Raw genomic sequence first — 25,061 nt, 5'->3', positions numbered from 1 at the left:
GTACCTCCGAATCGCGTCGCTCCGCACCAGGTCCTCCACGCCCTCCACGGTCGCAGGCGCGCGAGCACATCCTCGTCGAGGGGGTCGGCAGCTCCACCGGCAACAGCCGGGCCGCAGACGATCGTCTACCGGTTTCCAGCCAGACGCCGTAGCATCTCGACGATATTCTGGATCGTCAACTTGACTTGTTGGCAAGCCAGTTGGGGCACAGAAGCGCGGGGTGGGAGTGACTGTGGGGGCTGGAAATCCATGGGACGAGATCCCGGAAACCGTGCCGGGTGCGGCGTTCGAGCGGCAACTCGGCGCCGGTCGATACGCCTTTCGTACCCGGACCAGTGCGGTGTCCTGGGCGGGCTCGATCATGTTCCTGCTCGTCACGGCGTTCTGCGTGATGATGTTCTTCGTCATCAAGGGTGAGAGTGAGTGGACGAACGCGATCCTCTTCATCATCCTTGGTGCGTGCTCCTTCCTCGGAGCGATTGCCGTCCCCCTGGTCGCACTGTTCAGGCCGGTCACCTGGTGTGTCGTTTTCGAGCACGGTGTCGTCTACCAGTACGGTTCGCAGCCACCGATCGCCGGGGCCTGGGACGAGATCACCAGCTGCCAGCGTCATGCGACGGACCTCGTGCGCAACGGGGTCACCATGTCCACCACACATTCCGTGTACGTCCGGATGCCCGCCGGCAACTTCACGGTGTCGGGTGACGCGCCCGACGCCGAGCAGGTCTGCGCCCTGATCGCGAACAGCTGGGTGGCGGTCCAGAACCGGATCGCCGAAGAAGACGCCACGGTCCGCATGGCCGAGCTGAGCGCGTTGTTGGAGAGCGGCGGACGAGTGGAGTTCGGGCCGTTCACGGTGAGCCTGGCCGGACTCGAGCACGGGGACACCGTCATGGACTGGAAGAAGATCAGCGAGGTCGAGCTGATGGGATCGACCGTCTGCGTGGTGGTGATCGGTGAGCGCAAGCCGGTCCGGGAGCCGGTCGCGGCCGTGCCGGACGCCGTTCTGTTCCTCACCTTGTCGGACGCCTTGCGTCGGGCCGCACAGCAGACCAGGTGAGCCGGAGACCACTCGTCCCGACCATCACGCATCAGAACTGGGCTCGCCCCGCGGACCTATCCCCGCAGACGCGACACGGTCCCCTCCGCCACCGGATACGGCAGCTCCGCCGGCAACAACGCAGCCGCTCGTACCAGTTCGCCCGCACGCACATGCGCATGGATCTGGTCGGCCAGCGGCGTCACGTCCTCGATCCCGACGATCCACTCGTCGGCGTACCGCACCGCCGCCTCGCCCGCGAGCCCCAGCTGGAGCGAACGGTAGGGAAGGGGGCCGAGACGCAGATCCCGTTCCGGATCCCACTGCACCCGCGCCGGAGCCCGCTTCAACTGGCGCTGCCACTCGGCCCGGTCAGCATGCAGTTCCGGCACGTAGTGCGACAGACACGCGTGCCGAAGCACCCACTCGAATCCCTCACGGGTGATCTCCACAGCGAGGACGGTCTCCTGGCCCTCCTTGGTGGCCCATCCACAGCGGTACATCATCCAGAGAAAGCTGGGCTTGATCCATGTCAAGCCGCGTTCACAGACCTTTCCGCCAAAGGTGTCCGGGCTGGTCATCCCTGGACGTACCTCTGAGGATGTTGGGCAGGATCAGCCGCGTCGCTGCCACCAGCGCCGTTTCGGCTCGGTCGCCCGAGGGGCAGCAGTCCCGTCAGAGACTGACGCAGCGTTCGAGGGAATGGCGCCGAAGGTGGCGAGCGCGGCGCGGATCCGGTCGAACGGGGCAATCACGTAGTGACCGTCGGCGCGCAGCATCACCCCCAGACAAACCAGCTTGAAACTGTTCCCGCTGAGGCGGGCGCCGATAAATACCGGCGCACCCACGCACCCTTGCGGCAGGTCTCCGCTCCAATGGATGCTGCCGTCGCTGGTGCACGTAACCTCGCCGAGGATCACCGCCTGTTCCCGGTCACCGTCCTCGGTGATGTGCCCCAGCACGTAGGCCGCGATCGGGTGCTCCCCGAGGTCGGCAATGTCCTGTTCCGTCGCAGCGATGCCGTCGGTGATCTCGTCGGTCGTCCAGCGCCACCCCTTGCGAGCGCCGTGCGCGTGCAATCCGGTGGTGGGCATGACTGCCACCCCCAGATCGCCGAGATGAGTCCAGCCCTCCGCGAAGTCGATCATCATCAGCTTCTCCGCGCTCATCGCGGGTGCGCACAAGTCCGGGCGCAGGGTGAACTCGGCCAACTCGACTCTCGCCGGCTCGCTGGCAGTCACCAGGTACTGCCGGATGACCTCGCCGTCGGCGGTCGTCTCCACGAGTTCGTTGAACCAGAAGGCCGTGGCGTGCTGTTCCCTCCGGTGGCCTCGCTGGAAGGGAAGCGTCGAGCGGCCGGCGTGATCGACTATCGCGTCGATGGTCGCACTATGAAAATCGGGTAGGTCTGACACAGTTCGCGAGGCTAACGCACTGGGTGCGACGTCTACCGAGCGGGCTGGCTCCAGGTGCCAGGCCCGACCTGCGGGCCCACCGCTCCTCAGCCTTCGTAGTCAGCAACGCCCAATAGTCTGTCGGCACGGCTTGATGACCCATGTCATACGGTCCCGCTTCCACGTCGCCGGGAAGCGCCCCGCGCGGGCCGCCGGGAGGCCGATCTCCGGGCGGTAGGCCTGATAGACGGTCACGGTGGACGCCGTGTGCCGGGCGCGTACACGGTACTTGGGTTCCTGGGTGTCAGAGACGCCCGAAAGGCCGATGGTCTGATCGTTCACGCGACCAGCTTCGGGGCCGGACGCGCTCATCGGCCACCGAATATCCGCGCCTCCCTTGGTTGTGCCCGCCCCGTGCCCAACGCTGAGCCGATGACGCAGCGTGTGGAGCTCGCGACCGTGATGGACCGGCTCTCCCTCGACGAACTCGTCACCGCGTACGCGGTGGCGGTCGACGACGGCGACTGGGAGACGTACGTGGAACTGTTCGCGCCGGACGGACGGGCCGACTACCGTTCGGCCGGCGGCATCGAGGGGGACGCCCGGCAGGTGGCCGGGTGGCTCAGGCAGAGCATGGAACTGTTTCCGATGCGGCAGCATCTGATCGTCAACCGCCGGGTCGGCTTCGGCATCCTGGAGCAGGACACCGGCGACACGGCCCGCGTCCAGGCCGACTACGTCAATCCCATGCGCCTCGCGGACCGGGACCGTGGAGGCGGAGCCGGAATCGCGTCCACCGCGCCCGACTTCGTGTGCGGTGGCCGTTACGCCTTCGGGCTGATCCGGACTGCGGACGGCTGGCGGTTGCGCGAAGTGGTCGTGCAGGAGAAGTGGCGCCGCATGCCGGCACGGGCCACCGACCCGGCCACCGAACCCGTCCCCGAACCGGCCGGCGACTGACGCTTCACCCGGCGCACGGACCAGCGGTCGTACGCCGTACGAGGAATCCAGCGTTCCTGGCCGGAGTCCTGCTGGTCCGAGATCGTCCACACCGCGCACACTGGACACACGTAAGGGGTGATCGACCGGGTAGTCGAACCGGTGATCCGGGGGAACCGACTGGTAGGAGGCGCCGTATGAAACTGCCCGGCCACTGGCTCGCCTCCCCCTGGCGGCGTTCTGTCGTCGCCGCGCTTGCCGGTTCCCTGCCGATGCTCGCCTTCCCGGCGCCGGCCCTGTGGTGGTTCGCGTACGTCGCGCTCGTGCCCTGGATCCTGCTCGTCCGGTCCGCGCCCACCGGCAAACGGGCGGCGTACGACGGCTGGTTCGGCGGGCTCGGGTTCATGGTGGCGGTGCACCACTGGCTGCTGCCGAGCCTCCATGTGTTCATCTTCGTCCTCGCGGCGCTGCTGGGCGCGCTCTGGGCACCCTGGGGCCTGCTCGTACGCCGGTTCCTGGCGGTCGGCGCGTCGGCCGGGCGGATCGCCGCCGGGCTCGTCGTGCTGCCGTCGGCGTGGCTCATGGTCGAGCTGGTCCGCTCGTGGCAGGGGCTGGGCGGGCCCTGGGGAATGATCGGATCCAGCCAGTGGCAGGTGGCGCCCGCGCTTCGGCTGGCCTCGGTCGGCGGGGTGTGGCTGCTCAGCTTTCTGGTGGTGACCGTGAACGTGGCGGTCGCCGTGCTGGTCACGGTGCGCGCCTCCCGGGCTCCGGCCGTGGCCGGGCTCCTCGCCACCGCCGCCGTGACCTCCGCGGCCTGGATGTGGTCACCGCGTCCGGAGGCGGACGGCCGGGTTCGGATCGCAGTCGTGCAGCCGGGCATCGTCGACGGTGCGGACAGTGCCGGGAAACGGTTCGCGCTCGAGGAGGCGCTGACGCGTCGGCTGGCCGGGCAGGACGTGGATCTGGTCGTCTGGGGCGAGAGCAGCGTCGGCTATGACCTCGCCGACCGTCCCGACCTGGCGAAACGGCTTGCGTCGCTGTCACGCGCGACCGGGACCGACATTCTCGTCAACGTGGATGCCAGGCGCTCCGACCGGCCCGGCATTTACAAGAGTTCGGTGCTCGTCGGGCCGGACGGCCCCACCGGCGACCGGTACGACAAGATGCGGCTCGTGCCCTTCGGTGAGTACGTTCCGGCGCGTTCGCTGCTGGGCTGGGCCACCTCCGTCGGCAAGGCGGCGGGCGAGGACCGCAAACGCGGCACCGAGCAGGTGGTGATGAACGTCGGGCACGGGCTGCGTATCGGGCCCATGGTCTGCTTCGAGTCCGCGTTCCCCGACATGAGCCGCCATCTCGCCCAGGACGGCGCCGAGTTGCTCGTCGCGCAGTCGTCGACCTCGTCGTTCCAGCACAGCTGGGCCCCCGAGCAGCACGCGTCGATCGCCGCCCTGCGTGCCGCCGAGACCGGCCGCCCCATGGTCCACGCCACGCTTACCGGCGTCTCCGCCGTCTACGGCCCGAGCGGCGAACGCGTCGGCTCCTGGCTCGGCACCGACGCGAGCACTTCGGCGGTGTACGACGTACCGCTGGCCCGGGGTGTCACGCCGTACGTCCGCTTCGGTGACTGGCCGGTGCACGCGGCCGTCCTGGTCATCGTCGTCCTGGGCGGCGTCGAGGGCCTGGGCCTGCTCAGGCGGCGTCGGTCCGCTTCTCCACCGCTCGTACCACCCGTTCGCACAGCTCATGGGTCGCCAGTGCGTCCCGGGCGCTGAGCACCTTGCCCGTGCGCACGGCGTCGAGGAAGGCGAGCACAGCCTGTTCGATTCCGCGCTGCCGCGCCACCGGCACCCAGTCGCCGCGCCGCCGTACGGTCGGCTGTCCCTTGTGGTCGATCACCTCGGCGAGGTTGATCACCTGACGCTTGGTGTCCTGCCCGGACACTTCGAGGATCTCCTCGGCCGAGCCGCTGAGCCGGTTCATCACGCCGAGCGCGGTGAAGCCGTCCCCGGCGAGCTGGAGCACCACGTGGTGCAGCAGACCGCCCTCGGTGCGGGCGCGCACGGTCACGTCGTCGATCGGGCCCGGTACCAGGAACCGCAGCGTGTCCACGACATGGATGAAGTCGTCGAGGATCATCGCGCGGGGTTCCTCGGGCAGTCCGATGCGGTTCTTCTGCATCAGGATCAGCTCGCGCGGATGGTCGGCGCACTGGTTGTACCCGGGCGCGAAGCGCCGGTTGAACCCGACGGCGAGCGAGACACCGCGCTCCTCCGCCAGCCTCACCAGCCGCTCCGACTCGGCGAGTTCGTACGCGAGAGGCTTGTCGACGTACGTGGGCACGCCCGCCTCCAGCAGCCTGGTCACGATCTCCGGGTGCACGACGGTGGGCGCGTGCACGAAGGCCGCGTCGAGGCCCTGGGCGATCAGCTCGTCGAGGCCGGCGTGCCGCTGCCCGGCCGGCAGCCGCAGTTCGTCGGCGACCCGGGCGAGTGTCGTGGGCGTCCGTGTGTGCAGATGCAGTTCGACCTCGGCCCGCGCGCCCAGCACCGGCAGATAGGCTTTCCGCGCGATGTCACCGAGTCCGATGCAGCCGACCTTCACGGGGTCTCCTTCAGTGGTTGCCCTGCCGGGGTCATCCGGGAAGCATACGGCCGCCAAAGGCTTCGCAGGCAGGCCGAGCCCGGCGGAAAACACATGGTGGAGGCGGTCTCCGTGAGCGATCATGCCTGCATGACGACACAGGTCCCGCGCAGCGAACCCGCCCAGAACGCCGACGAACGCACCATGCTGGAGGGCTGGCTGGACTACCACCGGCAGACCCTGGCGTGGAAGTGCGAGGGCCTGACCGACGCCCAGCTCAGGGCCACATCGGTCGAACCCTCCGAGCTCTCCCTGATGGGCCTGGTGCGACACATGGCAGAGGTCGAGCGCGGCTGGTTCCGCAAGGTCCTCGTGGCCGAGGCCGTGGGCCCGATCTACTACAGCGAGGAGGATCCGGACGGCGAGTTCCACCTGACCGAGGCGGACACCTGGGAGGAGGCGTACGGCACCTGGCAGGCCGAGATCGGGATCGCTCGGACCAATGCCGCCGGCTTCGGCCTCGACGACCTCTCGAAGGGCAGGAACAGGCGCGGTGACGAACCGTTCAACCTGCGTTGGATCTACACGCACATGACCGAGGAGTACGCCCGCCACAACGGCCACGCCGACCTGCTCCGCGAACGGATCGACGGAACGACCGGCGACTGAGGCGAGCCGGTGCAGGTGCGTGCGTCGAACCGGCCCAGGCCGTCAGCCGGGACCCCCTCGCCCCCTTCTTAAGGGGCCGGAGATCACCCGTGTGGGGCATCCTGCGGTCGTCCACGGCTGCGAAACGGGCCGGACGCAGCAGAGTTGCGCGAGTGCATCGAACGACGACCACCGCAACGCTCCTGGTGACCGTGGCTGTCACGGCCCTCTCCGGCTGCGTCACGATCCAGCACCCGACCGCTCCCGGCCCGTTCCCGGCGCCGTCCCAGGTGTCGGTGCCACGTCCGGACGTCCGGGCCGAACCCCAGATCGTGCAGGCCCCCGCGCGGGAGGCACTGGAGCTCATCGGCCCCGACCGAGAGCCCCCCAAGGCCCCTCGGGCCCCCCGGGCCGTGGACGAGCGGCACCGCCCGGCCGGAGCGGCGCCCGCGCCGCCACCGGCTGCCGCTCCGGCGCCTCCGCCCCGCCGGACCAAGCCGAAGAAGCGTCCGCCGAAGCCGCAGCGCCGCCACACCCAGCCCCGCGTCGAAGTCCCCGACGTGTCCCGCCCCGTACGCGAGAACACGGATGTGTGCGCCCTCGGCAGGAAGTACGGCGGCTGGGGCAAGGACAGCCCCCAGACGGTCATCTGCAAGGAGGCGTACGGGCGTTGAGCCCGCGGGGGTCGGTCCGGAGATCAGTCGAGCGGTCCGGGCAGGACCGCTGACGGGCGGGCACTTCCCGGAGCCGTACGGGACCCCTCAGGGCCACTGTCTCGGCGTCCCCCAGGAATCCCCTTCCGGCCCCCCGGAGGAGTCCCCCTCCCCCAGTCGCTGCTCCAGCCGACCGATGGCCGCCCTGACCCCGTCGCCGTAACTGTCGTCGCCCAGGGCGGCGGCCGCGCCCCGGGCGCGTCGGATGTGGGTCCGGGCGGCGTCGGGGCGGTCCAGCTTCACGTAGTCGGCGGCGAGGTTCAGATGCAGCGACGGGTACAGGGCGCGCACCGCGAGGGCCCCCTCGTGCTGTACGACCTCCGCGACCCGTTCGTCCGACAGCTCCTGCGCCGCCGACAACGCCCGGAGATCCCAAGCCAGTTCGTCCGAGGGGTCGTCCTGCGTGTCGGCCATGTAGTGCGCGAGTGTGCATCGGTGCAGGGGGTCACCGGCCGCGCCGATCTCCGCCCACAGCACCAGGAGACGCCCCCGGGCCTCCTCGCGGTCACCGCCGTGATGCAGCATGACGGCCTGTCCGATCCTGGTCATCATGGCATCCGGTGCCACCTGATCCCGCCGCTCCGTCACCGCACCCTCCACCCTCGTCAGCTGTGCCCGTTGTCCTTCCCGACGCTAGCTCCAGGCACTGACAATCGTGGTCAGGCGGGCCGGTGCGACACCGGCCCGGCGACACGGCTCACCGCTCCGGGTTCAGCCCAGGTCGGGAATCGTCCAGTCGACCGGCTCGTGGCCCTGACCGGCCACCGCCTCGTTGATCTGGGTGAACGGGCGCGAACCGAAGAACTTCTTCGCCGACAGCGGCGACGGGTGCGCCCCCTTCACCACCACGTGCCGCTCCTCGTCGATGAGCGGGAGCTTCTTCTGCGCGTAGTTGCCCCACAGGACGAACACCGCCGGGTCGGGACGATCGGCCACGGCCCGGATCACCGCGTCCGTGAACCTCTCCCAGCCCTTCCCCTTGTGCGAGTTGGCCTCGCCGGAACGGACCGTGAGCACCGCGTTGAGCAGCAGCACGCCCTGCTCGGCCCACGGCATCAGATAGCCGTTGTCGGGAACGGGCGTGCCCAGCTCCTCCTTCATCTCCTTGTAGATGTTGCGGAGAGAGGGCGGGGTCTTCACACCGGGGCGGACCGAGAAGCACAGGCCGTGGCCCTGCCCCTCGCCGTGGTAGGGGTCCTGACCGAGGATCAGGACCTTCACCCTGTCGTACGGGGTCGCGGCGAGCGCGGCGAACACCTCGTCGCGCGGAGGATAGACAGGACCCTTCGCCCGCTCCTCCTCGACGAACTCGGTCAGCTCCTTGAAGTAGGGCTGCTGCAGCTCGTCACCCAGGACGCCGCGCCAGGACTCGGGCAGCATGGCGATGTCGGTCACGTGAACTTCCTCCGATGTGCGGTGTGTTCCACTCACCGAAGAACCTACCGGCGCCCACTGACAACGGGTCACCGCCGACGGGAAACGACGTCGGCCCCTGCCCCTGCCTCGGGCTCCGCTACCAGCTGGTCTTCCAGTACAGCTGCCACATCACCATCATCGTCGCCGGGTCGATGGACACCTCGGCGCCGCCGATCTCCTCGCTCGCCGCCACATGCTGCTTGCCCTGCCACAGCGGCAGCAGGCGGGCGTCGTCCAGGAGGATCTGCTGAGCCGCCTTGAACTGATCACCCACGGCCCCGCGGTCGCTCTCGCGGCGTGACTCGGGCAGCAGGACGCCGGTGATCTCGGGGGACTTGTACGGCGTACCGAGCGCGTTCTGCTCACCCACGAAGGGGGCGATGAAGTTGTCGGCGTCGGGGAAGTCGGGGAACCAGCCGCGCCCGAACACCGGGTACTCGCCCTTCTGGTAGCCGTCCACGTAGGTCTTCCAGGGGCGGCTCTCCAGCGTGACGGTGAAGAGGCCGGAGGACTCCAGCTGCCGCTTCAGCTCCTCGAAGGCCGGCTTGGTCTGGGAACCGTAACGGTCGCTCGTGTACCAGAGGGTGAGCGGGACCCGTTCGGTGATGCCGTCCTCAAGGAGGATCTGCCGCGCCTTGGAGGAACTGGGATTGCCGAAGTTGTCGAAGAAGCCCGTGGTGTGGCCGACCAGACCCTTGGGGATCATGGAGTACAGCGGCTCGACGGTGTCCTTGTAGATGTTGTGGGCGAGCGCCGGGCGGTCGACGATCTGGGCGATCGCCTTGCGGACCGAGAGCTTGCTCGACCAGGGGTCCTTGGGGTTGAACACCAGGTAGCTGATCTCGGTGGTGGCGTTCTCGACGAGTTGGAGCCCCTCCTTCTTCTCGTTGTCCTCGATGTCGACGATGTCGTCGGCGCTGAGACCTCGGTAGACGACGTCGATCGACTTGTCCCGAAGGGCGTCGGCCAACGCGGACGACTTCTGGAAGTAGCGGATGGTGACGGCGTCGTTCTTGGGAGACGCGATGCCCTTGTAGCGGTCGTTCTTGACGAGTACGGCCTTGTCGCCCTCGTCGTAGGACTCCAGGGTGTACGGCCCGGAGCCGTTGACCTTGCCGTCCTGGCGGAGGGACTTCGCGGGGTACTCCTCGGGGTCCACGATCGACATGGCGGGCGTGGAGAGCACGAAGGGGAAGGTCGCGTCGGCCTGGTTCAGATGGAAGACGATCCCGCGGTCGCCCTTCAGCTCGATCCGGTCGAGACTGGTCAGCAGTCCGGCGGGGCCGCCGTTGACGTTGATCGTCCTGATCCGGTCGATGGAGTACTTGACCGCCCGCGCGTCCAGGTCGTGTCCGTCGGAGAACTTCAGGCCGTCGCGCAGCTCGCAGCTGTACACCGTGCTCGAACTGTCGGTGAACTCGCAGCTCTCGGCGGCGTCCGGCTTGGGCTCGGTCCCGCCGGTGTCGAAGTTGAGGAGCGTCTGGTGCACGTTGCGGAACAGCTCCCACGAGTTGTCCCAGGAGGCGGCCGGGTCCAGTGTGCTGGGCTCGCTGGTCGTCCCCACGACGATCGGCTTCCCCTCGTTGGAGGAGTCGGAGGAGAAGACTCCGCATCCGGCGACCATGGATATGGACGCGGCTGTCGCCAGCTGCCGCAGGCCCCGGTTCCGGTTGAACACGCGCACGCTCCTCGATCTGCCATACCAAGCCAACGGTCGGCAGACCATACCGCAGTGCCCCACCGGGTGGTCCAGCTTCTTGGCAGGCCACTTGATCAGCACGTATCGGACGGCACCGCCCTCTGACGGTGTGACCTCGGGCGTCGACACCGAAGCTTTTTCTGTCAGGTGACACGCATAAGTTTGCAGCGGTCGACATAAAGGCTTTTCGCCATGCATCTTCCGGTAAATGGCAAAGCAGACGTCAAAACCCACTGCCCGACCGCTCCCGGACACCTCGAGCAACTCGGCGTCACACGGAAGCGGGCGCCCGCCTTTCGACGAGCGCCCGCCTCACTCCGTACCGACAGGTCAGCTGTTGCCGGCCTTGAGGAAGATGCCTCCGTCGACAACGAGCGTCTGGCCGGTGATCCAGGCGGCCTGGGACGAGGTCAGGAACGCGGCGGCGCCCCCGATGTCGGCGGGTACGCCGAGCCGGCCGAGCGGGTAGGCGGCGGCCGCCTCCTCTTCGCGGCCCTCGTAGAGCGCCTGCGCGAACTTGGTCTTCACGACCGCCGGCGCGATCGAGTTGACCCGTACCCCGGGCGCGTACTCGAACGCCAGTTGCACGGTCAGGTTGTCCATCGCGGCCTTGCTGATGCCGTACGCGCCGATGAACGGCGAGGCCGAGAGGCCCGCGACGGACGTGATGTTGACGATCGCCCCGCCGTTGTCCTTCTGCCAGGCGTGCCAGGTCTTCTGGGCGAACCCGAGCGCCGAGACGACGTTCGTCTCGAAGACCTTGCGTGCCACGTTGAGGTCGAGGTCGGCGATCGGCCCGAACACCGGGTTCGTACCGGCATTGTTGACGAGGAAGTCGACGCGCCCGAACGCCTCGATGGTGCGCTCGACGGCGACGGCCTGGTGGGCCTCGTCGTGGGCCTTGCCGGCCACACCGATGACCCGGTCGGCACCGAGTGCCTCGACGGCTTCCTTGAGCGCGTCCTCGTTGCGTCCGGTGATGCAGACCCGGTCACCGCGCGCGATGAGCGCTTCCGCGATGCCGTAGCCGATGCCCCGGCTGGCGCCCGTGATGAGGGCGACCTTGCCCGAGAGTTCCACTGTGGTCATTTCCTGTTCCCCGGCCTTTAGTCGAGCGGTCCGCCGGCGACGTACAGCACCTGGCCGGAGACGAATCCGGCGGCCTCGTCCGTGAAGAAGGCGATCGCGTTGGAGATGTCGTCCGGGGTGCCGACGCGCTGCACCGGGATCTGGGTCGCGGCGGCGGCCTTGAAGTCCTCGAAGCCCATGCCGACGCGCTCGGCGGTGGCGGCGGTCATGTCGGTGGCGATGAAGCCGGGGGCGACGGCGTTCGCGGTGACGCCGAACTTGCCGAGTTCGAGGGCGAGGGTCTTGGTGAAGCCCTGGAGACCGGCCTTGGCGGCGGAGTAGTTGACCTGACCCCGGTTGCCCTGGGCGGAGGACGAGGACAGGTTGACGATCCGGCCGAACTTGGCGTCCACCATGTACTTCTGACAGGCCCTCGACATCAGGAAGGCGCCGCGCAGGTGCACGTTCATGACCGTGTCCCAGTCGGACACGCTCATCTTGAAGAGCAGGTTGTCGCGCAGGACGCCCGCGTTGTTGACGAGGATCGTGGGTCCGCCCAGTTCCTCGGCGATGCGCGTGACCGCGGCCGCGACCTGCGCCTCGTCGGAGACGTCGCAGCCGACAGCGATCGCCTTGCCACCGGCCGCGGTGATCTTCTCGACGGTGTCCTTGCACGCGGCCTCGTCGAGGTCGATCACCGCGACGGCGCGGCCCTCCGCCGCCAGTCGTACGGCGGTCGCGGCGCCGATGCCTCGCGCGCCGCCGGTGACCACGGCGACCCGCTGCTCAGTGGTGGACATTGCTGGTTCTCCTCGCCCTTGAAAAGCCTGCGGTCCACGGTACGCCCTCAGGTGAGCGACCGCTTAGTACCTTCGGTACCCGTGACGCTAGAAGTCCTGGCACCCGGTGTCAACGCCATGTCACTCCGGTGTGAGCCATTACCTGACCAGCAGAGCCAGCAGTCGCTCCGTCTCGGCCATCGGATCGGCCGTGAGCCCGGTGTGCACAGGCCCCGGCTGGACCACCGTCGAACGCGGCGCGATCAGCCAGCGAAAGCGCCGCCCGGCGTCGTCCAACCCGGCCTGACCTGCCGCTTCGCCGCCCGCGCAGACCCCTTCCACGGCATGCAGCGCGGCCCGCACACCGGCCACGTCGGCCGCTGGGTCCAGCGCCCTCAGCTTGCCCTCGTCCAGATGTGTACGCGCCGCGACGAAGGACCTGGCGCGGCAGTACACCAGGACACCGGCGTTGAAGCACTCACCGCGCTCGATCCGCGGTACGACCCGCAGCAGCGCGTACTCGAAGACGTCCCGCTCGCTCACTTCTCCCCCTCGAAGCCCGTGACGCCCTTGAAGCCGGTGGCGCCCTTGAGCCGCTCGTGGATGACGGCGGCACGCGCGAGAAGCGGCTCCGCGTAGGCCCGTCGGAGCGCGTCCGGGGAGTCGAACCCGGGTTCGTCCGCGAGCCACGCGTCGGGGATCTCCGCGGTCACCTCGGCGAGCAGTTCGGCGGTGACCAGCGGCGCCAGTTCGGCGGCGGCCGAGGCGATGTCAGGCCCGAAGCGGGCGAGCGCGTGCTCGGAGACGTCGTACGGCTTGGCGGCGGACGCCTGTACGCCGGGCCAGTTGTGGTGCCAGATCATCGTGGCGCCGTGGTCGATGAGCCACAGGTCGCCGTGCAACATCAGCAGGTTGGGGTTGCGCCAGGACCGGTCGACGTTGTTGACGAGTGCGTCGAACCACACCACCCGCCCGGCGTCCTCGGCACTCACCTCGAAAGCGAGGGGGTCGAAGCCGAGGGCTCCCGACAGGAAGTCCATACCGAGGTTGGTGCCACCGCTCGACCTGAGCAGCCCCTGCACCTCCTGGTCGGGTTCACCAAGGCCCAGCACCGGGTCGAGGGCGACCGTCACCAGCCCGGGCACCCGCAACCCCAGTCGGCGGGCCAGTTCACCGCAGACGACCTCGGCGACGAGCGTCTTGCGGCCCTGTCCCGCGCCGGTGAACTTCATGACGTACGTCCCGAGATCGTCACCCTCGACGAGCCCCGGCAGCGAACCGCCCTCACGCAGAGGCGTGATGAAGCGGGTCGCGGTGACCTCTTTCAGCATTTTCCCAGGCCACCCATCTCTTCAACCTTGAAATCCACGACCGCTACCAGAGGGGCGCGGTAGCGCGAATCGCCCGTCAGCGACCCTGGGGAGAATCTGGGGAGTTTCGGCCGGCTCGCAGTTCTCCCTGCTCCCCGAGCAGTCCGTCGATGGCGGTTCGCCCCTTGCTTCCAGCGTCTGGCATGAAGTGAGCATAGTAACCGAGGGTGATCGCGGGCGAGGAGTGCCCGAGCCAACGCGGGCCTCCAGGTGTAGGTGTTCCACGTGTTCACTGCTACGGCGTTGCCGAATCGGGCGGTGAGGAGCAGCGAGAACTTCCTCGCCTGCCCCTCCGGTTTCCCCCGGGGAAGCTCCACTTCCACCGGGTGGCCCCGGGTCTTCTGGACACCGCCTCTGCCCGGCGTCCCGTGCATCGCGATGTAGTCGGCCGGCGTGATGGAGTCATCGCGCGGGTCTACGAACTCGTGGCGTCAGGACGGGCTCGACCAGCGGATCCAGGACCTCCTGCGCTGCCAGGTACGGGAGAACGCCGGCCGATCAAAGGTATCGGGGCGCAGCCGGGGGCTGGCCTTCGACGTCCTTGGACTGAATCATCGGCGTCGTGGTGCCGGCCGCCTCCGCCCACGACAACGCTGCCGGCACAGCCCTGCTCGACCAGGCAGCCGAGCGGTGCGGGATGTGTCTGGAGAAAGTTCTGGTGGACCAGGACTTCAAGGACGAGGTTCTCATCCACGGCGTTGATGGACATCGACGTCGAGATCGTGCGCCGCAACCCCGATGACCAGGGGCAAGGGCTTCGTCCAGCAGCCCAGGCGATGGAGAGTGGAGCAGGTCCACGGCACATTGATGCTCCACCGCCGCCTGGCCCGCGAGTGCGACCACCGGCCCGGACCGACGAATTACGCGACCAGATCGCGCACTTGACCGCCGCCCTGACCGAGACCGAAGCGCGACTCGCGGACCTGGCCACACGCAGAAGGTCATCACCGCATGCGTCCCACCCGGGACCGAGCCCGAAACGTCCGAGACGAACACCGTCCACCAGGCCATCGTGAAAGCCTTCAACCAGCACCCCGACCAGGCATTCAGAGCCCGTGATCTGCACAAACTCCTCGGGATACCCACCGACGAGGCGACCGTCGACATCACCCACAGCTGCCTCGGACGCCCCACCCGCCAAGGCTTCCTCACCCAGCCCGGACGAGGCCGCTACCTGAAACGGACTTAACGCCCTCTCAGGGCCCGGAACGCCTCGACCATCCGCTCCGCGATCTCCTCGCACTCGCGCTCGGTGATGACCAGCGGCGGGAGGAACCACAGGCAGGCGTCCCCGATGCTGGTCAGCAGGCCCGCCTCCTCACAGGCGGCGTGCAATCGGTCGATCTTCTCCACGGACCACGGCTGTCCGTCCGCGTCGTGCAGTCGGAACCGCTGCATGAGCCCGACACCCGACACCTCGCCCCCAGGCACGTTCTCCTTGTGGACCTGTTCGAGCGCTTCCTGAAGCACCTTCCCCTTCGCTTCCACGGTGGCCATGAGCCCGTCCTCGTAGAGAACCTCGAGCACCGCGAGGCCGACCGCTGCAGCGAGCGGGTGGCCGTCCGTCGTCGATCCGTGCAGAAACGCCTCACCGGACTCCAGCTCGAAGAGCGGGTCGAATATCGCATCGTTCACAGCGATTGCCGCTCCGGGTACGTATCCGGCGGTGATCCCCTTGCTCAGGACCAGGATGTCGGGCACTACTCCGAGTTGCAGGACACGCGACAGGTGGCCGGTTCTGCCGTAGCCCGTCGTGACCTCGTCTGCGATGAGATGGATGCCCTGGGCCGCGAGGTAGGCCGCAAGGCGTACGAGATCACCGGCATCCGGGATTACGCCCACACTGCCCATCAGCGGCTCCACGATCACCGCGGTGACACGCTCTCCACCGAGTTCCTCAACTCGCTTCGTCACGGCACCGGTCCAGTCGCCGTAGGGAGAAACATGGTGGACGTCCGGCAGAGCCGGCCCGCACCAGCTGTGCGCCCCGCGCAGCACTCCGCTCAGCGTGGTCGCCCCGGGACCCATGCCGTGATAGCTCCCTTCGAAGCTGATGACCGCGGTCCGCTCCGGCTCACCGGTCGCGTGCCGGAAGAATCGCGACAGGAGCATCGCCCCTTCGGTCATCTGCGAACCTGTACTGCCGAGGCGTATATGCCGGAGGTTCTCCGGCAGGCGTGCCGCGAGAGCCTTGGCGAACTCGACGGAGACGGCCGGCGGTCGCCCATAGGACAACAGCGTCCCGAACGGCAGCTGGTCGGCCTGCGCGTGTAACGCGGCGAGCAGTTTCGGATGGTCGTAGCCCAGGGTCACGTTCCACAATGCCGAACGCGCGTCGAGGTACCAGCGGCCGCCCTGGTCGCGCACCCGGACGCCTGTGCCCTCCACCACGAAATTCGACTCGTCGAGAGTGTCTCTCAGAACTCGTGACATCGGACGACCTCCGTGCCACATCGGGTAGTCCTGCGGTGAGATCATTGTGCGCTCCTTGTGCATCAAATCGAGCTCTCAACCGAATTTCCCGACCGCTCCGACGTCGGCTGCCGGCTGGACAGGCCAACGACAATGGCGCAACCGGCCATTAGTGCGGCGGCGATCACGAAACTCCAACGTGCGCCGGTGACGCCGACAATGGCGCCGCCGACGATGGACCCGATCGCGTCAGCCAGGTAACAGCCGCTCATCACGACCCCCATCAGCAGTCCGATCGACCCACTGGCGGAAGACCGTTGCAGGAGAGTCGTGCCGCTGATGGCCTCGACCCCGTTGCCGAACCCGCCGACGAAGGCCGCGACAACCAGCCAACTGACCATCGGTGAAAGTCCCATCGCCAGATGGCCCAGTGCTTCCAGGGCCACCCCTATGAGGAGGACAGTGGCCGAAGGCGTCAGCAATCGCCACCGGCCCATCAGGACCGTGGCCGCCAGCACACCGAAGCTGACGCCGCCCAACGCCAGGCCGTAGCCCACACCTGAACCGCCGAGGTTGTGCTGGGTGAGTACGACGAGCGCCGGACGGTCCAGGGCAGCGCCGAACGTCACACCGATCATGGCGACCGCTACGACCATCACCTGCCGATCGCCCCGGAGTTCACGGAGCCCGGCAAGGGTCTCGGAGAGAAAACCCGTACCCGCAGCGTCCTCCCGCACCACGGGGGGCACCTTGGGGATCACTGAGATGAGAAGGGCCGACAGGACGAACGACGACGCGTTGGCGTAGAGCGCGTACTGGTAGCCCCAACTGATGGCCGCCAGGCTCCCGAGCGCCGATCCCGCCGCGAAGCCGATGGCCTCGACCGCCATCACGAGGCCGTTGGCCCGGGCCAACGCGTGGTCCGGGATGGTTCTGGCCACCATGGTCTCGCTGGCGGGTGAGGCCACCGTCGCCACCGACTCGGCGACCAGCAGCATGCCCAGTAGTACCAAATACCCCGGCGCGGACAGGCCGATGACCACGAAGACCAGGCCGGCGACAAGATCGCACCAGATGAGCAACTGCCTCAGATCGACCTTGTCGCCGATCGCACCCGCCAACGCCCCGAAGATGCGCGGCAGTACGCGCGCCACGAACACTCCGCTGACTGCCAGTCCCGACGAGGTGCTCTGGTAGACGTGGATCGACAGCGCCGATGTCGCCGCCATGTCACCCGTCAGTGACAATGCGCGCGAGCCGATGAAGAGCGGGAACCGGCTCTTCCGCCACCACTTGGCGGGGTCGTCACTCAGGACCGTGCCGGGCTGGGCCCCGGCCGCGCCGGACAGGACGTTCTCGCTCTCTTCGCTCTTCACTTCGCCCTCGTACCATCGCAGCCGCAGGGAAGAGACCGGCGAGCCCCGAGGCCGCCCGGTTTCCTCACTCCGATAGTTTCCACAGTGTTCTCTCCCGACGATCGACGGTGAATGTCAGTTGTTCCTATGCATCTGGCGCAGGCATAAACCCGGATTCGAGGAAGTGGGCCAGGTACCGGTCGAGGAGGGCGTCGTCGATCTCCGGGCACTCGATCCCGGATCCGGCGAGACCCTTACGCGTGTTGTCCTGGCCGAAAGGCGGGACAGTATCCTGCTGCGTGCCAGTGACCGAGCTGTGCAGGACGGCCACCGCGGCAACCGAACTCCGTTCGTCCGTGAGGCTCCTGCGGGCCGCAGCGGCCAACTCTGCCACCCACTCCCGGTGCGTGACACTGATGACCGGGTACCCGGCAGCCCGGACCCGGCGCATTACGGCCCCGAGCGGGGTACGGGATCCGCTCACCAGGTTGAAGGCCCGCCCCGCGGGCAGCTCATGGTGCGCCAGATGGACGATGGCGTCAGCCACGTAGTCCACCGGAACCAGGTCCGCCTCGGCCCGCCAGGCGTCGGCGCCGTCCTGATCCGGCATGGCACCGATCTCCACACATGCTCTGACGTAATGCCAGAAGGCGTCGTCGCCACCCGTCGCTCCCGTGCCGGTGTGCCCGCTGATCCGGCCGGGCCGGTAGATCGAGGTGGGCACCCCGCGCTCTCGCGCGATCCTCATCAGTTCCTCTCCCACCCACTTACTCTGTACGTATCCGTTGGCAGGCACCGATTCCGGCGCCGGGCGGCTGTCCTCGAGGAGCGTCCCGGTGCTTCGCACACGGGGGATGAGCGTGCTGCTGGTGGACACGTAGTGGATCGGCGTCACCCGGTGTCGGGCGGCAAGCCGGATGATCTCCTTCGTCCCCGCCACGTTGGCGGCCCTCACTCGCGCGTAGGAGTCGGCGACATGGACCCGCGCTCCGTTGTGGTGTATGGCGTCCACCTGAGCGGCCAACTGGTGGAACCGTTGCGGGGCCAGCCCCAGCAGCGGCAGTTCCAGAGAACCCGGCAGTGCCACGATCCGGTGCTCCAGCTCGGGGCTCCACAGGTGATACCTGCGCAGATTGCGCCGGATCCGTTCGAACCCGTCCTCGGCGTCCGACGCCCTGACCAGACAGGTCACCTCTGCCTGCGTCCGGTCCAGGATTCCCCTGAGCAGGTAGGCACCGAGGAACCCAGTCGCGCCGGTGAGCAGGACGTGCTGCGGGTCAAGGGCCCGTGCCGGGTCGTACGGTGCACTGGAGCCGGTCTCGATCGCCGGGTCGAGCACCGCCTCGGCCCGCAGGTCGGGGGGATCGCCGGATTCGGTGCCGGTCTCCAGGGCGCGGGCGAGGACCGACACCGTCTGCGCCGCGAAGACCAGACGCAAGGGCAGTTCCCGTCCCGTCCTGCGGCGCAGGTCACCGGCGAGCCGCACAGACAGCAGGCTGTTCCCGCCAAGGTCGAAGAAGTTGTCGTCGACGCCGACCCGGGACAGGCCGAGCGTCGTGGCGAACAACTCGCAGAGCAGGCTTTCCAGCGGCGTTCCAGGAGCTCGGTAGTTCTCCGCGCCGGAGCTGAAGTCCGGTGCGGGAAGCGCGCGGTGGTCGGTCTTCCCACTCGCGGTGACCGGCAGTTCGGCGAGCACCACAATGGCTGCGGGGAGCAGATACTCCGGAAGCCGGGACGCCAGCGCCGCGCGCAGTGCCCGTGAATCCGGCGTGGCACCGGCGACGGGCACAACGTACCCGACCAGCATCCGATCGCGCGGCCGGTCCTCTCGTACCGTCACCACGGCCTGTGCGACCTCGGACATCTCGGTGAGCGCCGCCTCGACCTCACCCGGCTCGATCCTGAACCCCCTGATCTTGACCTGCTGGTCGGCCCGGCCGACGAACTCGAGGACGCCGTCGGCGCGCCACCGTGCCAGGTCACCCGTGCGGTACATCCGCGCGCCCCCGCCCTCGAAGGGGTCGGGAACGTACCGCTCCGCGGTCAGACCGGGCCGGCGCAGGTACCCCCTGGCGAGTTGTACGCCGGACAGGTAGAGCTCGCCGCATACGCCCGGCGGGACTTGCCGCAGGTTGTCGTCCAACACGTGGACCCGGGTGTTCCACACCGGGCGGCCGATCGGAACGGGACCGTGCGCGGCTTCGGCGGAGTGACGTCGGCAATGCCACCAGGTCACGTCCACCGAAGCCTCGGTCGGCCCGTAGAGGTTGTACAACTCCGCGTCGAAGTGGCGGTGTGCGCGGGCCACGAGGTCGGGCGGCAACGTCTCACCGCTGCAGATCACCCGCCGCAGGCTCGGGCAGCGGGTGATGTCGGGGTCGTCCAGGAAGGCGCTGAGCATCGATGGTACGAAGTGGACCGTTGTCACGCCCTCGGCCTCGATCAGGTCGGACAGGTAGGCCGGGTCGCGGTGCCCTTCCGGCTCAGCCACCACCAGTGTCGCCCCCGCGATCAGCGGCCAGAAGAATTCCCACACCGAGACGTCGAAACTCGCTGGTGTCTTTTGCAGAACACGGTCGTCGGCATCGAGGGCGAACGTCGCCTGCATCCACAGAAGCCGGTTGGTGATGCCTCTGTGCGGGATCACCACACCCTTGGGACGGCCCGTCGACCCCGAGGTGTAGATGACGTAGGCCGGGTTCTGCGGGTCGGCTCCCCCGAGTTCGGCGGCGGGGTTGGTACCTGGCTGATCGCTGGTACGGCCGACCGCGGCGGCGTCGTCGACGACCAGGACGGGGGCGGCTTCCTGGTGGATGAACGCGACGCGGTCGGGCGGAAGGGCGGGGTCCATCGGAAGGTACGCCGCACCTGACTTGAGCACGGCGAGCAGAGCGATCACGAGCTCCGCCGAGCGAGGCAGCGAGACCGCCACCACCTGTTCCGGGCCGGCCCCGCCCGCGATCAGCTGGTGCGCGAGGCGGTTCGCCCGGGTGTTGAGCTCCCCGTAGGACAGCCGCGTCCTTCCGTGGACGAGCGCGGTGGCCTGCGGCGTACGGTCCGCCTGCTCCTCGAACAGTGCGGAAAGAGTGGTGTGCGGTGCGGGGTGTGAGGTGTCGTTCCATCCTTCCGACACGTTGTGCAGTTCCTCGGGCGAAAGCAGTCCGGCCCGGCTTAGCGGCTGATCCGGGTGGGCCGTCACGAACGACAGCAGCCTGACCAGCCGCTGTGTCAGGGCTTCGGCTGTCGAGTCGTCAAACAGGTCGGTGCGGAATTCGAGGAATCCGCGGATGCCGACCGGTGCGGAGTGCTCGAAGAGGTGCAGTGCCAGGTCGAACTGGGCCATGTCGAATTCGACCGGCTCCCGCTCGGTCCGCAGCGTGCCGAGGTCCAGTTCCAGCGCTGCGTCGGCCTGGAAAGAGAACAGGACCTGGAACAGCGGGTGCCGGGCCAGGGACCGCGCCGGATTGAGGATCTCCACCACGTGCTCGAACGGGATGTTCTGGTTCTCGTAGGCAGCCAGATCGGCCGCGCGCAGCCGGGCGAGCAGTTCCAGGAAGGTGGGATCCCCCGAGGTGTCCGCCCTGATGACAAGGGTGTTGACGAACAGCCCCACCAGATCATCGACGGCGGCGTCGGACCGGCCGGCGACCGGGCTGCCCAGCGGGATGTCCGTTCCTGCTCCCGATCGGGTGAGTACGGCGGCGAACGCGGCCTGCAGCACCATGAACAAGGTGGCGCCGCCCTGCCTGGCCAGGGCGGTCAGCTGCTCGTGCAGCGCCGGGCCGAGCGCGAGGGGAACCCGGGCGCCCTGGTGGCCCGCTACCGCAGGCCGGGGCCGGTCGGTCGCCAGGGCAAGCTGCCCGGGCAGATCCCGCAGGGTCCGGGCCCAGAAGTCGCGTTGCCGGGCGATCGGACTGTTCGGATCATCCTCCCGGCCGAGGAGTTCACGCTGCCGAAGGGCGTAGTCGGCGTACTGCGTCGGCAGCGCCGGCCAGTCGGGTGCCTCCCCACGGCGCCGGGCGGCGAAGGCAGCCGCCAGGTCGCGCGTCAGTGGCTTCAGCGACCAACCGTCCCCCGCGATGTGATGCAGCACCAGAAGCAGGACGTGCTCGTCCGGTCCGAGCCGGAACAAGGTGGCGCGCAGCGGCGTCTCCTCGGTGAGGGCGAACGCGTGCCGGGCCGCCTCCCGCAGGTCCGCCGCGAGGCCGGCCTCGGTGGTCTCGGCCCGGATCATTGCCGTCCGGGCGGGGCCGACCGTCACAACGCGTTGCACCGGTGTCCCGTCCTCCTCGGGGAAGACCGTGCGGAGGACCTCGTGTCGTTCGACGAGATCCTCCAGCGCGACAGCCAGGGCGTCGCGGTCCAGTGTTCCCGTTATCCGGAACGCGAACGGGATGTTGTAGGGAGCCGCCGTGCCGTCGAGCCGGTTCAGGAACCACAGCCGCTGCTGTGCGAAGGAGAGCGGGACACGCTCAGGTCGTGCGGCGCTACGGATCAGGGACCGGTGATGGACGGCGGCGGTCATCGGATGCCCGGCGGAATCAGTGACCGTGTCGGTGAAACTGCGCAGGTCCGAGTTGCTGAACAGGTCGGTCGGGCTCAGGGCCACCCCGAACTCGGCCTCGACGGCGACCAGGGCCCTCAACGCGGCAAGCGAGTCGCCACCGAGTGCGAAGAAGTCCGCGTCCTCGGCGACCGGCACCTTGAGTATCTGGTGCCAGATCCCGGCCATGCGCTGTACGGCGTCGTCGTCCCGGCTGCCGGGCTCGGGTGCGACGACAACCGGGCTGCCCGCCGTGGCCGTCACGTCCCGCACGGCAAGGGCTGCCGCTGCGGCCAGATCCACCTTTCCGTTGGCGGTCAGCGGCATACGATCGGCAACGAGCAGGTCGTGCGGCTGCATGAACGCGGGCAGCCCAACCCGCAGCGCCTCTCGCAGTTGCGCCGTCACCGCCGCGCGGTCGGCGTCGGCCGGAATTTGTGCGATGGCCACGAGACGGCGCTCCGAGGACCCGGACCCCACGGCACCGACCCGCGCGGTCTGTACCACAGGGTGGTTCCTGAGCACAGCCTCGATCTGGCCCGGTTCGATGCGGAAGCCCCTGACCTTCACCTGCTGGTCGCGGCGTCCGACGAAGTCGAGCGTGCCGTCCTCAAGTATCCGTACCCGGTCGCCGGTGGAGTACATCCGTTGTCCCGGCCGCCACGGATCGGGCAGGAAGACGGCTGCCGTCAGGGCAGGCTGCCCGAGATAGCCGTGCGACACCCCCGCTCCCCCGATGAACAGTTCGCCCTCGGTGCCCGGCGCGACCGGATTCCCTCCGTCGTCCAGGACGTAGCACCACGTTCCGGCGATCGGGGAACCGATGGGCACGGTGTTCCAGGGGGTTCGCGTGTCCAGGGATCCCGACGTCGCGAAGGTGGTCGTCTCTGTCGGACCGTAGACGTGCAGACGGGTCTGGCCGGGCCGGTTGAGGGAGGTCGGCGCCAGAGGATCGAGCACGTCGCCGCCGACGAGCAGCAGCCGTAGCGCGCGCAGGGCACGGCGGCATCCGCTGTGCCGCATCAGCTCGGTGAACAGGCCGGTCGTGATGAACGCGACCGTGCTCGACTCGAACATCGCCGCGTAGTCCGCGGGGCCCGTCTGCCCGTCGGGCGGGAACACGAGCGCGGCTCCCGCCGCCAGCGCGCCCCAGACCTCGTACGTCGTCGCGTCGAATGCCAGGTTGGAGTGCTGCGCGACCCGGTCGTCGCCGCGCACCGCGTGCGGTTGCCGCGCGCTCAACAGCTCCACCAGCGAGCCGTGCCGGACCATCACCCCTTTGGGTGTGCCGGTGGATCCGGAGGTGTAGCAGACCATGGCCACATCGTCCGGTCCGACCTCGGCGTACGCGCCGCTCCCGCCGAGCCCCTCATCCGGACGACCGGATACGTCCGCCAGGTCGACGACCCTTGTCCCAGGCAGATCGCCGGCCGCCACATCGGCGAACGCGTCGAGCACGATGACGTCGGCCCGGGATTCCCCAAGCACCTGCACGAGGCTCGCCAACGGCCAGTGTCTGTCCGTGGGGAGGTAGACGGCCCCCAGCGCGAGGACCGCGGCGGCCGAGGCGACGAAGTCGGTGCCCCTGGCGAGCCTGAGGCCGACCACCGACCCCCGGGTCACTCCGGCATCGTGCAGCGCTGCGGCGATCTGCTCCGACCGGCCGAGCAGTTGGGCGTAAGTGCTCCAGCGCTCCCCCTGTACGGCGGCGACGGCCTGCGGGTGGCGGTGGGCTGTCCGGCGGAACAGGTGATGCACCGATTGAAACCCGCTGGTCGGCGGTTCGTTCCCCGCTACCGGGGGCGCGGCGTCCTCGCCGGTCGCGAGCAGGGACTCCAGCGTCCGCAGGTAGTCGGTCGCGACACCGTTCACGTACCGGCGGTCGTAGCGCCCGACATCGAACTCGATGACGAGGCCAAGACGGTCGTCGTCCGCGTCCGGGAATGTCGCCATCAGGTCGTACTTCGCCGTCCCGGTCGAGGTCTGCAGCCGCTCCGCCCGGTGCCCGGCGAATTTCACGAATCCGGTCTGGCCGGTGCGCTGGGACACGATCGTCTGGAACAGCGGGCTCGCGCCGCCTTCCCGGACCGCTCCCGTCGCTTTGACGACCGTACTGAAAGGCAGTTGCTGATTCTCCACGACCTCGACCATGGCGTCCCGTACGGCCTCCGCGACCGCGCTCAGTGTGCAGTGCTCGGGCAGCCTGATCCGCAGTGGCAGCGGGTTGAAGAACAGGCCGATCGTCCCGAGGTAGCGCTCGTCGGAACGGTTTGCGGTCGGTATCCCGATGACAACGTCGTCCCGGCCGCAGCGCCGCCCGAGAACAACCGCGTACACGGCGACGTACAGCATGTATGGAGTGACGCCCGCGGCGTAGGCCGCCTCCGCGACCGCGCTCTCGATCCCTTCGGGGAAGGGGAAACCGATACGCTCGCCCCGGTGCGAGGTGCGGCGGCCGGGGCCGGGGAAGGTGGTGGCCGTCGGCGCGTCCGCCAGCCGATGCTGCCAGTGGCGCACCGACGCGGCGGCTTCGTCTCCGGTCAGCCAGTCCCTCTGGGCGGCGCTGAACTCCCGGTAGGGCGGCGCCGGAGGAGGCAGTTCGGCCCCCGCGTACAGCGCGCCCAGCTCATCGACCAGAAGGCCGGCCGACCAGCCGTCGGCGACGATGTGGTGCATCACGACTGCCAGGTAGGACACTCCACCGCCCGTGGCCACCACGCAGCGCCACAGCGGGGCCCGTTCCAGGGCGAACGGCTCGGCCTGTACGGCATCCAGTACGGCCCGGAACTCCCCCTCGGAGTCACCGCTCGGGTCGAGAACGTGGGCTGTCAACGGTACGGGGTACGAACGGTGGATCAGCTGGCGGAGTGTTGTCCCGTCGGCCTCGAAGGTGGTGCGCAACGCCTCGTGACGGTTCTGGAGAGCCCTGATGGCCTCAGCCAGCCCGGTCGGGTCCAGGTCCGTGTCGACGCGGAGCACCTCCGCCATCGTGTAGACGGCGTCGGCGTCCTTTCCCCGGAGTGTCTCGTTGAGCCACATCTGCTCCTGGAAAGAGGAGGCAGGCGCGGTGACCGGATCGACGGCGTTGGTCATTGTTCTCCCATCT

General features: G+C 68.6%; 19 protein-coding genes and 2 pseudogenes. 7 read left to right on the top strand and 14 right to left on the bottom strand.

Annotated elements, in window-relative coordinates:
* Positions 1-220 precede the first annotated feature (220 nt).
* Positions 221-1,060, top strand: a complete 840-nt coding sequence (locus PV734_RS40745; protein WP_319098462.1) for a DUF6585 family protein — start codon at positions 221-223, stop codon at positions 1,058-1,060.
* A gap of 56 nt (positions 1,061-1,116) precedes the next feature.
* Here the strand turns inward: PV734_RS40745 and PV734_RS40740 are convergent, their stop codons facing one another.
* From PV734_RS40740 to PV734_RS40730, 3 genes and pseudogenes are all read right to left on the bottom strand, one after another.
* Positions 1,117-1,620: a DUF4291 domain-containing protein gene (locus PV734_RS40740; RefSeq protein WP_319294473.1), complete on the bottom strand. Its 504-nt coding sequence runs from the start codon at positions 1,618-1,620 to the stop codon at positions 1,117-1,119.
* Positions 1,621-1,653: 33 nt separating this feature from the next.
* Positions 1,654-2,454: a hypothetical protein gene (locus tag PV734_RS40735; RefSeq protein WP_319098460.1), complete on the bottom strand. Its 801-nt coding sequence runs from the start codon at positions 2,452-2,454 to the stop codon at positions 1,654-1,656.
* Positions 2,455-2,580: 126 nt separating this feature from the next.
* Positions 2,581-2,805: pseudogene (locus PV734_RS40730) on the bottom strand (DUF4291 family protein); the annotation flags it as partial.
* 60 nt (positions 2,806-2,865) lie between these two features.
* Here PV734_RS40730 and PV734_RS40725 point away from each other — a divergent pair.
* Entirely contained in the window at positions 2,866-3,393 is a 528-nt protein-coding gene (locus PV734_RS40725; protein ID WP_319294471.1) for a nuclear transport factor 2 family protein, read from the top strand.
* A 176-nt stretch (positions 3,394-3,569) separates the two neighbouring features.
* Positions 3,570-5,144, top strand: coding sequence for an apolipoprotein N-acyltransferase (lnt, locus tag PV734_RS40720; protein ID WP_319294469.1), 1,575 nt, complete (start codon positions 3,570-3,572; stop codon positions 5,142-5,144).
* On the opposite strand, the gene PV734_RS40715 is transcribed toward lnt, so the two are convergent.
* Complete coding sequence (locus tag PV734_RS40715; RefSeq protein WP_319098457.1) at positions 5,062-5,973, bottom strand: Gfo/Idh/MocA family oxidoreductase; 912 nt, start codon at positions 5,971-5,973, stop codon at positions 5,062-5,064. The genes lnt and PV734_RS40715 overlap by 83 nt on opposite strands.
* A 129-nt stretch (positions 5,974-6,102) precedes the next feature.
* On the opposite strand from PV734_RS40715, the gene PV734_RS40710 reads away from it, so the two are divergent.
* The gene (locus tag PV734_RS40710; protein ID WP_319098455.1) at positions 6,103-6,621 is read left to right on the top strand and encodes a DinB family protein; all 519 of its coding nucleotides are present in this window, start codon (positions 6,103-6,105) and stop codon (positions 6,619-6,621) included.
* Positions 6,622-6,773: 152 nt separating this feature from the next.
* Complete coding sequence (locus PV734_RS40705; protein ID WP_319098453.1) at positions 6,774-7,274, top strand: hypothetical protein; 501 nt, start codon at positions 6,774-6,776, stop codon at positions 7,272-7,274.
* An 87-nt stretch (positions 7,275-7,361) separates the two neighbouring features.
* Here PV734_RS40705 and PV734_RS40700 read toward each other — a convergent pair whose 3' ends face one another.
* The 7 genes from PV734_RS40700 to PV734_RS40670 all read right to left on the bottom strand — a co-directional run bounded on the left by PV734_RS40700 (position 7,362) and on the right by PV734_RS40670 (position 13,606).
* Positions 7,362-7,901 (bottom strand): hypothetical protein, encoded by a 540-nt coding sequence (locus PV734_RS40700; RefSeq protein ID WP_319098452.1) that lies wholly within the window; start codon positions 7,899-7,901, stop codon positions 7,362-7,364.
* A gap of 123 nt (positions 7,902-8,024) precedes the next feature.
* Positions 8,025-8,708, bottom strand: a complete 684-nt coding sequence (gene ung, locus PV734_RS40695) for a uracil-DNA glycosylase (protein WP_319294467.1) — start codon at positions 8,706-8,708, stop codon at positions 8,025-8,027.
* 118 nt (positions 8,709-8,826) lie between these two features.
* A complete protein-coding gene (locus tag PV734_RS40690; protein ID WP_319098450.1) occupies positions 8,827-10,407 on the bottom strand; it encodes an ABC transporter substrate-binding protein in 1,581 nt (526 codons plus the stop codon).
* A 351-nt stretch (positions 10,408-10,758) separates the two neighbouring features.
* Complete coding sequence (locus PV734_RS40685; protein WP_319098449.1) at positions 10,759-11,517, bottom strand: SDR family oxidoreductase; 759 nt, start codon at positions 11,515-11,517, stop codon at positions 10,759-10,761.
* A 17-nt stretch (positions 11,518-11,534) separates the two neighbouring features.
* Positions 11,535-12,296, bottom strand: a complete 762-nt coding sequence (fabG, locus tag PV734_RS40680) for a 3-oxoacyl-ACP reductase FabG (RefSeq protein WP_319098448.1) — start codon at positions 12,294-12,296, stop codon at positions 11,535-11,537.
* A 138-nt stretch (positions 12,297-12,434) separates the two neighbouring features.
* The gene (locus tag PV734_RS40675) at positions 12,435-12,818 is read right to left on the bottom strand and encodes a DUF3037 domain-containing protein (RefSeq protein WP_319294465.1); all 384 of its coding nucleotides are present in this window, start codon (positions 12,816-12,818) and stop codon (positions 12,435-12,437) included.
* Positions 12,815-13,606: a HipA family kinase gene (locus PV734_RS40670; RefSeq protein ID WP_319098446.1), complete on the bottom strand. Its 792-nt coding sequence runs from the start codon at positions 13,604-13,606 to the stop codon at positions 12,815-12,817. Before PV734_RS40670 ends, PV734_RS40675 begins: the two co-directional genes overlap by 4 nt.
* A 465-nt stretch (positions 13,607-14,071) precedes the next feature.
* Here PV734_RS40670 and PV734_RS40665 point away from each other — a divergent pair.
* Positions 14,072-14,494 (top strand): annotated as a pseudogene (locus tag PV734_RS40665) (transposase); the annotation flags it as partial.
* Between the two features lie 163 nt (positions 14,495-14,657).
* Entirely contained in the window at positions 14,658-14,834 is a 177-nt protein-coding gene (locus PV734_RS40660) for a hypothetical protein (RefSeq protein WP_319294463.1), read from the top strand.
* On the opposite strand, the gene PV734_RS40655 is transcribed toward PV734_RS40660, so the two are convergent.
* From PV734_RS40655 to PV734_RS40645, 3 genes are all read right to left on the bottom strand, one after another.
* A complete protein-coding gene (locus PV734_RS40655) occupies positions 14,831-16,078 on the bottom strand; it encodes an aspartate aminotransferase family protein (protein WP_319098444.1) in 1,248 nt (415 codons plus the stop codon). The genes PV734_RS40660 and PV734_RS40655 overlap by 4 nt on opposite strands.
* 62 nt (positions 16,079-16,140) lie before the next feature.
* Positions 16,141-17,433, bottom strand: a complete 1,293-nt coding sequence (locus PV734_RS40650; protein WP_319294461.1) for an MFS transporter — start codon at positions 17,431-17,433, stop codon at positions 16,141-16,143.
* Positions 17,434-17,557: 124 nt separating this feature from the next.
* Positions 17,558-25,048 carry a non-ribosomal peptide synthetase gene (locus PV734_RS40645; RefSeq protein ID WP_319294459.1) on the bottom strand — a complete coding sequence of 2,497 codons (7,491 nt, stop codon included), beginning with the start codon at positions 25,046-25,048 and terminating at the stop codon, positions 17,558-17,560.
* Positions 25,049-25,061 lie beyond the last annotated feature (13 nt).

It is taken from the genome of Streptomyces sp. AK08-02 (assembly GCF_033795085.1).
Lineage (GTDB): Bacteria > Actinomycetota > Actinomycetes > Streptomycetales > Streptomycetaceae > Streptomyces > Streptomyces echiniscabiei.
The sequence above is the reverse complement of the archived record's forward strand: the minus strand, read 5'-3'. Positions and strand labels throughout refer to the sequence as shown.